The organism is Halobacillus massiliensis, from assembly GCF_900166625.1.
Taxonomy (GTDB): domain Bacteria; phylum Bacillota; class Bacilli; order Bacillales; family Halobacillaceae; genus Halobacillus_A; species Halobacillus_A massiliensis.
In genome coordinates this window covers 3,829,360-3,843,749 of the sequence record NZ_LT800499.1, presented here as the reverse complement: position 1 = coordinate 3,843,749, position 14,390 = coordinate 3,829,360, and the positions used below count along the sequence as shown (strand labels likewise).

Sequence of the window (14,390 nt, the reverse complement as noted above, 5' to 3'; positions counted from 1 at the left end):
AAAAGCCTGATTTCAATTTTCTTCAGAGATAGTGAAGGTTAGGCTAGGTTGAACAAAAGACAGAAAGCCTATCTTTCTGTCTTTTTTTATTTATTTTTGTTCAATAAACTAAATAAAAAATCTCAGTTTCTTAAAATAATGTAAACTAGATAAATAATGTACAAGGTCATAAGGACGAAACCCTCTGTTTTGCCAATTTTATAATTGGTCCTTGAAAATAAGAACAATAACAAACTTAATGCAATCATGATCATCACATCGATAAATATCTTTCCATTTACATTTAAAGGCGAAATCACTGCGGAAGCTCCAAGTACAAATAAAATATTGAAAATATTACTACCTACCACATTCCCCAGTGCAATTCCGCTTTCTTTCTTTATTGCAGCGGATATGGAGGTCACAAGTTCTGGAAGCGACGTTCCAATCGCAATGATGGTTAACCCCACTAATGTATTACTCATCCCCAGATCATAAGCAATCTCTGTACCGTTGTCTACCACCAAGTCGCCGCCAAAAATAATAGCTGCTAAACCTGCTAACGATAAACCAGTGTTTTTTCCCCATGTAATATTTGAAGGAACTGGTTCATGTATCGATTCTTTTCGACTTTTCAGGCCAACTTCAATTACATAGTACATAAAAATGCATAAAAACAATAAAAAGATAATGCCGTCACTGCGTGTTAGCAAATTTTCACTTAACCCCTGTAATTCCGTATCACTTATAAGCACGAGTAAAGCTCCGCTAGCAAGCAATATGAATGGAATTTCTTTTTTGGTTGTTTCACTCTCTACCATTAATGGATATAGGAAGGCTGCTATACCTACAACTAAAGTAATGTTGAAGATATTGCTCCCTACAACATTACCGAGTGAAACTTCAGCATTTCCTTGTAAAGCTGCAATGATGCTGACAGTTGCCTCAGGAGAACTTGTGCCAAAAGCTACAATTGTTAACCCTATCAATATAGGTGGAACACGGAGCAGCCTGGCAATGTTAGAAGAACCATCAACGAACCAATCGGCTCCTTTAATTAATAAACCGAAGCCTGCAATTAATAAAATGTATGGCATAGTTTCTGTTCAAACTCCTTCATTTTTAATAGTTTACTCATACCCTATTTTTGCTTAATTTAAAATGTTTTGGATTTTCCTTAAAAGCTGGTAAGTATATGTTCTAGTAGAGAAAAGGAGGGGGAGGTCTTTTAGTTTGGTATCGTCTGCTAACCCCTGGATAGTGGAAATGATTGGGGCCCCTAAAGAGGGAAAAGTGTAAATTTGTTTGTTTCTGGGAAAAGGAAGAAGAAGAATCTCTTTGAAAAAGAAAAAAGTAAAGGCCAAGAAACATAAGGAGGGTAATATAAATGGCTAATGAAAACACAGAAAACAAGGAAACCATTAAGTACATTAAAGACTTGATTAAAGATGAGAAGGTGGCAATGCTCACAACGGTATCTCAGGAAGGCAGATTGATGTCCCGCCCGATGCATACACAGGAAGTACTTATGGATAGGGAAGAGATCTGGTTCATTACAAAAAAAGATACAGAGAAATATGAGGAGATCAACCGTAACCCTGCTATTAACCTGGCATATGCCGGCAGTTCTTACGTTTCAATCAGCGGAACGGCTGAATTTGTCCAGGATGATGAGAAAAAGAAAGAATACTGGAATAAGATTGTCGAAAAAGTGCTCAACGCTTCTGCCGATGATCCGAATGTGGTACTCGTCAAAGTGACCCCTGAAATCGCTGAATACTGGGAGTCTGGCTTGAGCGTCAAGGTCGTTAAAGAATTTGTGAAAAAGATGGCCAGCAAGAATACATTAGATGATGACAACAAATTAAAAGATACTGTTAACTTTAATGAAAACGAGAGATAACTTTTTGGGATAGAAAATCAGGATGATTTTATGGGTACGATATCCTGAATATAATTAATATATTTGAACGGAAGAGCCTATTTCCTTATAGAGGAAATAGGCTCTTTTAGGTTTGTTTGAAAGGGCACGCGTAATGGGTCTGTTTAGCGGTATCAAAGCTTTACTATTGAATAACTGTAAGGATTGATCTGCCTATTGTTTTGACTTTTGCTTACACATGTAACAAAATATATCTTAGATAAAGAGGTGAAACGATGGCAGAAAAAATGAATAATGTACGTTGGTTTAGTATGGCCCTGAAAGCATTAATCGTTTTAGCTGAAAACGAAAATCGCTGCCCGAGTGGAAAGCTTGCTGAGAAGCTTGAATCTCAATCTGTCTATCTCCGTAAGATTCTAACTCACTTAGTTAAGGCCGGGATCATAAGTGCTAAAGAAGGCCGGGATGGTGGGTATTCTCTCATTAAAAAACCAGAAGATATTAAGCTTTCTGAGGTATATGAAGCTATAAGCGCTGAGACGGTGGTGAAAGACTATTTTGAGACGGAAGGGAAACACTGTTTTTCAGATACGTCTCAACAGTCTCTTTGTGATTTGCAAAGTGAAATGGAGTCTTGGATTTTGGGAGGATTAAGAACGAAGGCTTTGTCTGATCTTATCGAACAGTAAAACGAAACGATAGCCGTTTCGTTTTCTTTTTATAAGTAACTGTATTTGACAAAGTAACAGTTACTTCTCTATACTGTATTTTTGAAAGATACAATTAAAGGAGGGCATACTTATGTCCAAGGAAACTATGACAAAAGAAGAATACCTCAATAAAGTAAAAGAAATCGATACGACGAAGGAAGCTCCAAAAGACCTTGAAAATACCGAATTTCTAACGGTAGCAAAAGAGCGACGCTCTGTCCGTCAGTATGATCCAGAATATAAGATTGACCGTAAAGAAATTGAAGAGCTGCTGGAAACCGCAACATTAGCACCATCTTCTTCTAACCTGCAATCCTGGCGTTTTTTAGTGATGGACAAGCAGGAAGATAAAGAACGATTGCTTCCTATTGCAAATAACCAGCAGCAAATAGTAGATGCGTCAGCTGTCATTGCAGTACTCGGAGATAAAAAAGCCTATGAAAATGCCGAACAAATCTATTCTCAAATCGCTGAAAAAGGCAATATGCCCGAAGATGTGAAGAATATGTACGTCAACAGCATCTTTGATACCTACGGAAACTTCCCTCAAGAGCGACTTGAAAAAATTGCTCACATTGACGGAGGAATTGTTGCCATGCAGTTCATGCTTGCTGCAAAAGCGAAAGGATTCGATACCGTACCAATGGGAGGATATGATGAAGAACAATTCATGAAAGCCTTCAATGTACCAGAGAATTATACAACAGTTATGTTGATTTCCCTTGGTAAAGGAGTTAAAGCTGGCTTCCAGAAAACACGTCTTCCTATGGAAAGTGTGGTTGAGTGGGATCGTTACGAATAAAATTGCAAAAAGCTTCTCATTAGTTCACTGAACTTTTGAGAAGCTTTTTTATATCTAGAATGAAAATAACGTTATTACGATAACAGGTGAAGTTATACAGAAATAAGAGTCTAGTTATTATATAAGAATTTCTGGGGAACTAAATGTGATTCACAATAAAAGGCAAATTAGCGATAAACAAGCTGAAAATAATTTCACCCATTTTAATATGAAAATATGAAAGGTAAATTATAACTCTCTTTAAATTCAAAATCCCCTAAAATAGGACTCTAATTTCCCAGGAAATAACTAATTCAACAATTTCTGATCTATGAGGACAATTAAACTTTAAATCATATAACAAAAAAGGCCAAGCTGTGTTCATTTAGAACATAGCCTGTCCTTTTTTTATAAGATAGATGGCTTTTAAATCGCCTGATTCTGTTCGGCAACAGTCTTTTCTTTCGTGCTTCTCGGCAGCGGCAGTTTAAATCCATTCGTAAGATAAATTAAATAAATGGATCCTGCAGCCATCCATAATAACCCGCCCATAATGGTGGGAGTATCAAGTAAAGCAAGAAGCCAGGCGATAAACACAGCACCAATTATAGGACATAGAAGGTTTGCGAGGACATAAGAAATTCTGTGCTTTTCTTTATTTTTAAAGAAGAGGCTGATGACACAAACATTTACGAAGAAAAAGGCGCTTAGTGCTCCAAAGTTCACGAAGCGAATCGCATCATCAATGTTGATAAAGATAGCCAGTAATGAAATAACAGAGGCAATGATGATATTGATTGCTGGTGTTTTAAACTTAGGGTGAACATAGCCAAATATCTTCTTCGGTAGAATAGAATCTCGCCCCATAACATATAACAATCTGGATACACTGGTCACTGAAGCCAATCCTTGTGTAAAAATGGCAGCAATCAAGACGGTTATGAATATAGATCGCAGTAAACTCCCCCCCACAATACTGACGAGTTCCAGTGCAGCGGAATCAGGATTGCTGAAAGTGAAACCAGGATGGGATAGCTGAATAAAATAAGAGGTCCTAATATGCAGAACTCCGACAATGGCTATCATAATAAAAATGGCTTTTGGAATAGTTTTTTTAGGATTAATCGTTTCTTCAGATAAGGTGGTCATCGTATCAAAGCCTAAGAAAGAAAAAACAACAATTGAGGCACCTGCCAGGGCAACAGAAAGTGATAAATCTACATTTATAAAAGGAGCTGTAGACACTAGGCTTCCAGTCCCGCCGTCTCCTAAAATTCCATAGACCAAATAGGAACAGAACACTACCATAAAGATGATTTGCAGGATAACGAATAGTCGGCTGATATTGGCTGAAGAACTCACACCGCGAATAGCGATGAATGCCAGCAGTGTAATCAATCCCATAATCCATACATATGCAGGAACAGCTGGGAACTCAGCGTTTAGGAATATACCGAATGTAATAGCAGCGATAATTGGTGCAAATAGATAGTTTAATAATAATACCCATCCAACGAGAAAGCCGACATTCGGATGGATGGCTTTTTTTGCGAAGGTATAAGCAGATCCGGCAATCGGAATTTTCTTTGCCATAATGGCATAGCTTGCCCCTGTAAATAGGACTGCCAAGACAGCTATAAAGTAGGCTGCTGTTAAAAAACCGTTGGCGCCTTCAAAAGCGACGCCAAAAACTGAGAAGTAAATCATTGGAGTGTTCCAGGCAAGGCCTAAAAAAATAACCTGCCATAACGTTAATGTTCTTTTTAATTTTGGTTGCTCATTCATAGGGAACTCCTTCCACTTTTTGTTAATACCAGTCGACAGATAAATAAAAGTAATTGGTAATTTAAGCTTGTGTCTAATTCTTCATTGGAAAAATTTAAAATACAACTATCATGTAAGGTTTTCTTACATATTTTTTGGTTTGCCTTTTTTATGTTTTTTGTCCTTCTTTTAATAAATACAGGGAGTATGCAAAGTTTTAAAAACGAAATCATTATAGTTTTTGATCGCATAATTAATTTATTAATAGATTTAAAAACTATGTAAGATAATCTCACATGTGTGTTGCGGGGAAGATGGATTAGTAGCTATAATTCCAATTACAATCAAAATTTAATAAAGGTTCTCGAAGTCGAGGACAAAAAAGCTTTCTAGGGTTCCGTTGATTAAAGTATCAAGTCAGGTCCAAGAGAGAGCGGTATAGGTTAGTGTTCAATAATTAACCTATATACACGGAGGGACAAAAGCCTGGGAGATTCTAAATCTCCCAGGCTTTTTATTTTTATTAGAAATTATCTTAAGGAGGAATTTTGATGGGAAACCTTTGGACTCGGACATTACGTGCAGGAGCAAAGTGGTCAGGCAGCATATCGAGAGGAAAGCAAATTAAAATTACGGCGCTTGAGGAGGGAGCCAATCTTTCTTGTTTATTTTTTAATGAAAGGAATAGAAGCGAAAAGTACAACATGCCGGATACATTGAAAGCTCAGCATACTTCTCATTTAACGAAGGGAAATATTTTAATGAGTGATAATGGGCAGGCTATGGTAAGCATTTTGGAAGATGACCTTGGGTGGCATGATCCAATCGGCGGTTATACGACAAGGCAGCTTACGGATGAAAAATATGGTAAAACAACCTATCAGCAAATTCAAAATGAGTGGTATCGAAGCGGCCAGGAAAACTTTGCAATGGAATTAGTGAGAAATGGACTGGAGAGCCGGGACATGGGGCCAGTTGTTAACTTATTTTCAAAGATCTTTGTGGATGAGAGTGGAGATATGCACTTTGTAGAAGGACATAGTAAGAAAGGGGACAGTGTCACTCTTCGAACAGAGATGGATGTTCTGCTGCTGCTTTCCAATACACCCAATCCCTTCGATCCAACCGCGGCTTTTTCAAAGGCGTCAGTGAAAGTGGAAGTATTGCCGGCAGCTCCAGTCAGAGGCGACGATTATTGTTTGAACTACCATCCTGAAAACAAACGAGCATTTGAAAATACTTGGGATTACTATTCATTGGTCAGTCAATAAAAAATTAAAGGAGGAATAAATCATGAGTGTGATAACAAACAAAATAAATTCTAGAAAAGTAGAAAATGCAGTGTATGATTATTCGCTTCCTGCGGGAGACGGGTGGATGTACGAATTGCTTCCGGGTCAGGTGCTTCGAATAGTAGATGAAGAGGGAAATCAAGCGGCAGATACGTTGTTTTATGATGCAGAAAAGCCAGAGGATCATTACAGTGCCCTTACTACAATAGCGGGTCAAAAAAATGTCTATTTGACGACAGGTTCAATTCTTAGAGCAGAGTCGGGCAAAGAGCTTATAGAAATCGTTGCAGATACAGTGGGACGTCATGACACGCTTGGCGGTGCCTGTTCCGCTCAAAGTAACACTGTCCGATACGCCCATGATCGATTGCATATGCATAATTGCCGCGATAACTTTATGAACCAGCTTGCGAAGCATGGGGAGAATTATACAAAAAGAGATCTAGCCCCTAATATTAATTTCTTCATGAATGTACCCCTTACACCGGAAGGAGGATTATCCTTTGAAGACGGAATTTCCGGACCTGGCCATTATGTCGAGATGAAGGCGAGATGCCGTACTAAAGTGTTAATCAGCAACTGCCCGCAATTGAATAATCCGTGCAGCGGTTTTAATCCAACGCCGATAAGACTCTTAATATGGGATCAATAGCTCCATTTTTTAAATGTAAAGATCAGAATATTCCGATAGTAAAAAGGAGAGGGAAACACTGTATGTTTACAAAAGTATTGATTGCGAACCGTGGTGCCATTGCAGTAAGAATTGAACGTACATTAAAAAAGCTTGGAATTGCCTCTGTAGCTGTTTATACAAAAGCAGATCAGGACAGTCTCCATGTCGATTATGCGGATGAAGCGGTACTTATTGGAGAAGGATCCGCAAAGGATAGTTATTTAAATGCAGACCTTATTCTGCAAACGGCTATTAATACCGGTGCACAGGCTATTCATCCAGGTTATGGCTTCCTTAGTGAAAACCCAGATTTTGTTCGAGCTTGTGAGGATAAAGGCATTACTTTTATTGGGCCAACCCCGGATCAAATGGAAATCTTCGGATTAAAACATACAGCGAGGGAGATGGCAGAGCGAGCTGAAGTTCCACTACTGCCGGGAACCGATTTAATAGAAGAGATTGAAGAAGCTGTGGTTAAGGGAGAAGAGATCGGTTATCCTGTTATTTTAAAGAGTACAGCTGGGGGAGGCGGTATTGGTATGCGGGTTTGTGTCGATGAAGAAGCACTGCGTACAGCCTTTGAAAGCGTCCGCCACCTTGCTGAATCAAATTTCAATAATGGCGGCTTATTTTTAGAGAAATATATTCGTAAAGCTCGGCATGTGGAGGTACAGATTTTTGGAAACAGCAGGGGAGAAGTCGTATCTCTTGGTGAGCGTGATTGCTCCATTCAGAGACGGAACCAGAAAGTGATCGAAGAGAGTCCCGCTCCTGACTTGTCTGAGTTCGTACGAAAAAATATGGCGGCAGCAGCTATACGACTTGCTAAAGAAGCGGGCTATCGCAGTGCAGGAACAGTAGAATTTTTGTTTGACACTAAGAGCGAAGAATTTTATTTTTTAGAGGTTAACACGAGGCTGCAAGTCGAACACGGTGTAACAGAGGAAGTCTTAGGTGTAGATTTAGTGGAGTGGATGGTGAAGGAGGCTTCCGATCAACTTTATCGTCTGGAAGAAAAGGTTCCGGCAATGGAAGGTCACAGTATCCAGGCGCGAGTATATGCCGAAGATTACCTTCATAATTTCCGGCCAAGTGCAGGTTATCTGGACCAGGCTCATTTCTCTGAAAAAGCAAGAAATGAAACATGGGTGAAGAACGGAATCACGATTACCACCTTATATGATCCGATGCTTGCCAAAGTTATTGTCCATGGCAAGGACCGTAGTGAAGCAATCCAAAAGCTGATTCAGGCCCTTTCAGAAACTAAAATGTACGGGATCACAACCAACCTCTCTTACCTTCAAGCGCTTCTTCAAGAAGATAGCTTTCAATTTGGACAGGTTTTTACTCAATTGCTGAATGACTTTCAACCATCTGAAAATGCTATCGAAGTTTTAGATGGCGGAATTCAAGCCACTGTACAGGACTATCCTGGGAGAACCGGGCACTGGGACGTAGGGGTACCACCTTGTGGAGCGATGGATCCTTATTCCTTCCGAATCGGGAATGAACTGTTAGGTAATGAGCGAGAGGCACCCGGACTTGAGCTGACTCTTCAAGGAGGATCTTATAGATTTCGCAATGATATGTGGTTCTGTCTGACAGGGGCGGATATGGAAGCAGAGCTGGACGATCAAGCTGTACCGATGTTCAAGCCTGTATTCGCTAACCGAGGGCAGGTTTTGACCTTCCATGAAGCAAAAGCAGGTATGAGAACATATTTCTTAGTTGAAGGCGGTTTGGACATGCCAAAAATACTCGGCAGTTCCTCAACCTTCACTTTAGGAGGATTCGGCGGCCATGGTGGAAGAGCACTCCGCACGGGAGACGTGCTCGGTGTGAAAAAAGGAAATGTTCCCGAAAACCTGCAAAAGCTAGTTAAGGAAGACCAGCCGGCTATTTCAAATACATGGACCATTGGCGTGATTCCCGGACCACACTGTACAAAAGAGTATTTAGACGAAACCTATCTCGAGCAGCTGACTGAAACTGAGTGGGAAGTCCATTTTAATAGTTCTAGGACTGGGGTTCGTCTTAAGGGGCCAGTTCCCAAATGGGCACGTGAAGATGGAGGAGAAGCAGGGCTTCACCCTTCGAATATTCATGATAACGCGTATGCAATTGGCACCCTTGATTTAACTGGAGATATGCCAATATTATTAGGTCCGGACGGCCCGAGTCTAGGCGGGTTTGTCTGTCCTGTGACTACCGCATCAGCAGAGTTCTGGAAGCTCGGACAGTTGCACCCGGGCGATACGATACACTTTCAATTGCTTACAATTGAAGAAGCCAATGTCTTACGACAGGTACAAGAAGAAAAGATTGAGAAAATCGGCCAGGGAGTGCGTAAAGATCTTCCGCAAATTTATCTTCCAGTCCCAACTGAAGAGCTGGATTCAAGTTATCCGATCTTTGCTTATGGGGATTCAGACCGTCGCTTCCCAATTACGATTCGATGCAGCGGTGATGAATACCTGCTAGTGGAATATGGGGAAATGGAGCTTGATCTGCTTCTAAGGTTCCAGGTGCAAGTATTAATGGAACATTTAAAAGAAACAAAATGTCTCCCAGCCATAGAAATGACCCCGGGTGTACGTTCTTTACAGATCCACATTGACCCTTTGAAAATGACGATAAAAGAGGCCTGTGAAAAAGTACTTGAAGTGGATAGCCAGTTGCCACCACTTGAATCGATTGAGGTGCCTTCCAGAATAGTGAGTTTGCCGCTTTCCTGGAATGATCCATCCACTCAGCTGGCCACTGAACGTTATCAAAAAAATGTGCGCCCAGACGCACCATGGTGTCCGGATAATCTGGAATTTATCCGCCGTATCAACGGTTTAGACAGCATTGAAGATGTGAAGAAGATTGTTTTTGATGCTAATTACCTCGTTCTTGGACTCGGCGATGTGTATTTAGGAGCCCCACTTGCGACTCCTACCGATCCTCGCCATCGTCTAGTTACAACGAAATATAACCCAGCGAGAACATGGACACCCGAAAACGCGGTAGGTATCGGTGGATCATACATGTGTGTGTATGGAATGGAAGGTCCTGGCGGTTATCAGTTTGTCGGTCGCACGATTCAGGTGTGGAATCGCCTGCGTTCAACAGAGAGTTTTGAACAAGGAAAACCATGGCTGCTTAGATTCTTTGATCAGATTCAATTTTATCCGGTGGAACCAGATGAACTTCTGGAAATGAGAGAAGACTTTTTACGAGGCAGATTTGAGGCAGATATCACAGAAACAACCTTCAAGCTTGGAGAATATCTGCAATTCCAGGAATCTATTAAAGAAAGTGCCGCTTCATTCAAAGAACATCAGCAGGCTGCATTCAAGGCGGAAAGAGAAAGATGGAAGGAAGCCGGCATTGCTGAGCATGTATCTGAAATGGATAATGAAGAAGCCGTACCTGAAGGAGAAATCCCGGTTGGAGAAACAGCTGCCCGCTCACAAATGCCCGGGAGTGTCTGGAAGGTTCTCGTATCTCCAGGTGAATATGTAAGAAAAGGGGACCCTATTATAATAGAAGAAAGTATGAAAATGGAGTTCCCTCAGCAATCTCCTTGTGATGGATTTATTACATCCCTTTATGTTGAGCCGGGAGAAGAAGTCCAGGCAGGGCAATTGATTGCTTCAATTAAAGAAGAAAGCGTGGTGGCAGCTAAGTGAGTAAACTACCAGAACTTATAACGATGGACTGGCTTCAGCAGAACTACAAGGATGGCTTAATAAGTCCGAAGCAGGTTATAAGGGAAATCATTTCACGTGCAGAAAAGGATCGGTCTATGAATATATGGATAACTCCTCCTGATCTCACATGGATCCAGCCATATCTCGATCATTTGGAAACTATAAATATGGCCGATGCTCAACTATGGGGCGTCCCCTTTGCGGTTAAAGACAATATCAATCTAGCAGCCATCCCTACAACGGCAGGATGTGCGGATTATGCATATGTACCTGGTGAGCATGCGAAGGTAGTCAGTCGATTGATTGCTGATGGGGCGATTCCAGTTGGAAAAACAAATTTAGACCAATTTGCTACTGGACTAGTGGGAACAAGAAGTCCTTTAATGCTTTTAAAGAAGAACTTATCAGTGGAGGATCCAGTTCAGGTTCTGCCCTAGCTGTTGCAAGAGGGCAGGCTGCTTTTTCTCTTGGAACAGATACGGCTGGCTCAGGTCGCGTTCCGGCTGCCTTAAATAATCTGATTGGTTTTAAACCTATCCTTGGTGCCTGGTCTAAAGAAGGAGTAGTGCCGGCTTGTGAAAGTATCGACTGTGTCACTGTATTTACTCATACATTAGACGAAGCTATAAAAATAGATGAACAAGCCCGTGGAGAAGAATCAACAGACCCCTGGTCAAAGAAAACGCCCAAGCTGGTTCCTGAACATCCAGTAAAAATTTGTCTTCCTGAAGAATCGCCTGAATTTTATGGGCCTTTTGCTAAGAAATATCAAAAAGCCTGGGAAGCAGCAGTAATAAAGGTGAAAGAACTAGGGGTGCCGGTCGTCTATGTGAATACGGAGTTATTCACAGAAGCAGCAAAAGTTTTATATGACGGCCCATGGATAGCGGAACGTTGGGCAGCACTAGGTGAGTTTATCGATTCGAATCCGGCCACAGCTGTTCCTGAAACAGAAGAAGTGTTACGTTCCGGTTCACCTGAAAACTATGACGCTCCATCCTTATTTCAAGCGATTCACAAACTACAAGCTATAAAGAGAGATGTGAAGAACTTATTAAAAGACGCTGCACTCGTCATGCCTACTTGTGGAGGGACATGGACAAGGGAGGAAGTCAGCCAGGACCCTATCGCAACTAATAACAAAATGGGTCTCTACACGAACCATTGCAATTTACTTGATCTGTCAGCAGTAGCTGTTCCAGCGGGAGAAGCGGCTCCCCAAGTTCCATTTGGTATTACTATTTTCAGCCTTTCTGAACAAGAGGGACTAGCAGCAGGTACTGCCAATCTTTGGGTGAATCGCTCAAAAGCAGACGAGCAAACTAAGCGGGATAATGAAAAAAGAGAAACGACAAATCTAGTTGTTTGTGGTCTGCATATGAGAGGCTATCCATTAGAAAAACAAATGCGTGAATGTGGTGCATATTTTATTAGAGAAACTTTAACAGCTCCGAAGTACCAGCTAATAAAGCTTCCGGGTCATCCCGCTAAACCAGGTATGATTAAGCAGAATAAAGGAGGAACAGCTATTAGTGTGGAGGTATGGGAAATGCCTTTAGAATCCCTTGGAAACTTCACAACTTTGATACCTTCCCCTTTAGGAATCGGAAAAGTAGAGCTGGAAGATGGATCTGAAGTACCAGGCTTTATTTGTGAAGGATATGCTGTAGCCAGAGCAGAAGATATTTCTTCTCTTGGCGGATGGAGACAGGTTGAGGCTGTAAGGAATTAAAGGAAATATTTACACTATTTTAAATAGAGCCCCTCATTAGTTAACTGAACTAATGAGGGGCTCTTTATTTATATTTCCTATAATTTAAGAGGTACATTGACCAGAAGTAATTAAAATTTAACGTTTTATAATACCTTAACGGGGTATGGTTTTATGTGGGTGGAGATTAGTAGTTTTTCAAAGAATGTGGACCTCGGCTTGAAAATTGTTAAGCCGTGAAGTGTATAGGCAGAAGGAGAAGTTGCTTAACATTTCAAGAACTTCTTCAAAAAGAGTAAAAATCTTTATACTGGCGTAATTAAATCTCTTTGCCTAAACCTCATACATCTTAGCGGTCCATATATGTTTAAAATTTTGTGGAGGGATTAACATGGCATTAAAACCGATTACAGTAAAAGAAATGGCTCAAAAAGTACTCGCGGAGGAAGACGTATTCCTGTTGGATATTCGCAAGGAAGAAGACTACATTGATTGGTCTATCCAAGGGCGGAATGTTAACAGCATGAATATTCCATTTAAAAAATTAGAGCAGGAAACGGAAGATATAAAAAAACAGCTCCCTGAAAATCAAACGATCTATGTAGTGTGTGCAAAAGGAATCTCTTCTCAAAAGGGAGTAGAAATACTAGAAGAAGCAGGAGTTAAGGATATCACTTACCTTGAGGGTGGAATGACCGCCTGGAGTGAGCACCTGGAACCAATGAAGATCAGCGATTTATCTAACGGCGGTGAGCTGTACCAATTTATTCGAATTGGGAAAGGCTGTCTATCTTACATGGTCATGTCAAATGGGGTAGCAGTTGTGATCGATCCAGTAAGGACGACGGAAACCTATAAAAACTTTGCCGAAGAAAACGATACAGCCATTAAATATGTTTTAGACACGCACCTTCATGCGGACCATATATCAGGTGGTAAAAAATTAGCAGAACAAACAGAAGCTGAATACTATTTCCCTACAAGGGATGATGAAGGCATGGCATTTAACTACAATGAGCTGAGAGATGGCACAACAATCACCGTTGGAAGCACTGTTAAAATCTCTGCATTCTACTCTCCTGGACACACAATCGGGAGTACAAGCTTTATCGTAGACAATAAATATCTGATGACGGGAGATATATTATTTATAGATTCCATTGGACGGCCTGACCTTGCAGGGAAAGCAGATGATTGGGTAGATGACCTTCACCAAACCTTATATGGTCGTTACGAAGGCTTATCCCAAGACTTAATTGTCCTTCCTGCTCACTTTGGAGAAATGAAAGAAATCAATGAGCATGGTACGGTACAGGACAAGCTGGAAAACCTCTATAACAAGAATGACCGATTACAAGTGAAGGATAAAGAGGAATTTATACACCTGGTCACGGATAACCTGCCGCCACAGCCAAACAGTCATGAAGAAATAAGAAAAACCAACATGGGGAAAAATAATCTTGAAGAAGATGAACAAAGAGAAATGGAAGTAGGCCCAAACAGGTGTGCCGTCTAACCATACGGTTGAGGAAGAAGAACAATGGGATCCAAACCACCGTATGGAGTTTGGATCCCTTCCTAATTTAATTGTTAATGAATACTTCTGGTTAAAATTGGGAGATTAATCATAAATGAGGAAAAGGAGTGAACGAAGGTATGAATGGTGGCATGAACGGAGGAATGGGAGGGGGATTTTTCGGGTTTGGATTCATTGGTATTATCATTATTCTGGCAATTATAGCAATTATTATATGGATGATGAAGCCGAGTCCAAATGATAAATCGAAAAATTTTTCTAGCAATAAATCGCTCGACACTTTGAAGGAAAGATTGGCAAAAGGAGAAATTTCTGAAGAAGAATATGACCGTTTGAAACGAAAGCTTGATCAGTAATGGAAAAGGA

Annotated in this window: 10 protein-coding genes, 1 pseudogene and 1 riboswitch; of the genes and pseudogenes, 9 read left to right on the top strand and 2 right to left on the bottom strand. The window is 40.7% G+C overall.

Annotated features, from left to right (window positions below):
- Window positions 1-122 precede the first annotated feature (122 nt).
- Window positions 123-1,076 carry a calcium/sodium antiporter gene (locus B7E06_RS18950; RefSeq protein WP_082235482.1) on the bottom strand — a complete coding sequence of 318 codons (954 nt, stop codon included), beginning with the start codon at window positions 1,074-1,076 and terminating at the stop codon, window positions 123-125.
- 290 nt (window positions 1,077-1,366) lie between these two features.
- On the opposite strand from B7E06_RS18950, the gene B7E06_RS18945 reads away from it, so the two are divergent.
- The 3 genes from B7E06_RS18945 (at window position 1,367) to B7E06_RS18935 (ending at window position 3,373) form a co-directional block, all read left to right on the top strand.
- On the top strand, window positions 1,367-1,882 hold the full coding sequence (locus tag B7E06_RS18945) for a pyridoxamine 5'-phosphate oxidase family protein (RefSeq protein WP_082235481.1): 516 nt from the start codon (window positions 1,367-1,369) through the stop codon (window positions 1,880-1,882).
- 254 nt (window positions 1,883-2,136) lie between these two features.
- On the top strand, window positions 2,137-2,550 hold the full coding sequence (locus B7E06_RS18940) for an RrF2 family transcriptional regulator (RefSeq protein ID WP_082235480.1): 414 nt from the start codon (window positions 2,137-2,139) through the stop codon (window positions 2,548-2,550).
- 112 nt (window positions 2,551-2,662) lie between these two features.
- The gene (locus B7E06_RS18935) at window positions 2,663-3,373 is read left to right on the top strand and encodes a nitroreductase family protein (protein ID WP_082235479.1); all 711 of its coding nucleotides are present in this window, start codon (window positions 2,663-2,665) and stop codon (window positions 3,371-3,373) included.
- 405 nt (window positions 3,374-3,778) lie between these two features.
- Here the strand turns inward: B7E06_RS18935 and B7E06_RS18930 are convergent, their stop codons facing one another.
- Window positions 3,779-5,137, bottom strand: coding sequence for an APC family permease (locus B7E06_RS18930; protein ID WP_082235478.1), 1,359 nt, complete (start codon window positions 5,135-5,137; stop codon window positions 3,779-3,781).
- Between the two features lie 357 nt (window positions 5,138-5,494).
- Window positions 5,495-5,611, top strand: a riboswitch (guanidine-I (ykkC/yxkD leader).
- 56 nt (window positions 5,612-5,667) lie between these two features.
- Here B7E06_RS18930 and B7E06_RS18925 point away from each other — a divergent pair.
- The 6 genes and pseudogenes from B7E06_RS18925 (at window position 5,668) to B7E06_RS18900 (ending at window position 14,380) form a co-directional block, all read left to right on the top strand.
- Window positions 5,668-6,387: an urea amidolyase associated protein UAAP1 gene (locus B7E06_RS18925; RefSeq protein WP_082235477.1), complete on the top strand. Its 720-nt coding sequence runs from the start codon at window positions 5,668-5,670 to the stop codon at window positions 6,385-6,387.
- A 22-nt stretch (window positions 6,388-6,409) separates the two neighbouring features.
- Window positions 6,410-7,060: an urea amidolyase associated protein UAAP2 gene (locus B7E06_RS18920; RefSeq protein WP_082235476.1), complete on the top strand. Its 651-nt coding sequence runs from the start codon at window positions 6,410-6,412 to the stop codon at window positions 7,058-7,060.
- Window positions 7,061-7,122: 62 nt separating this feature from the next.
- Entirely contained in the window at window positions 7,123-10,755 is a 3,633-nt protein-coding gene (uca, locus tag B7E06_RS18915) for an urea carboxylase (RefSeq protein ID WP_082235475.1), read from the top strand.
- 23 nt (window positions 10,756-10,778) lie between these two features.
- Window positions 10,779-12,508: pseudogene (gene atzF / locus B7E06_RS18910) on the top strand (allophanate hydrolase).
- Window positions 12,509-12,878: 370 nt separating this feature from the next.
- On the top strand, window positions 12,879-14,003 hold the full coding sequence (locus tag B7E06_RS18905) for an MBL fold metallo-hydrolase (RefSeq protein ID WP_082235474.1): 1,125 nt from the start codon (window positions 12,879-12,881) through the stop codon (window positions 14,001-14,003).
- A 140-nt stretch (window positions 14,004-14,143) separates the two neighbouring features.
- Window positions 14,144-14,380: an SHOCT domain-containing protein gene (locus B7E06_RS18900; protein ID WP_082235473.1), complete on the top strand. Its 237-nt coding sequence runs from the start codon at window positions 14,144-14,146 to the stop codon at window positions 14,378-14,380.
- Window positions 14,381-14,390 lie beyond the last annotated feature (10 nt).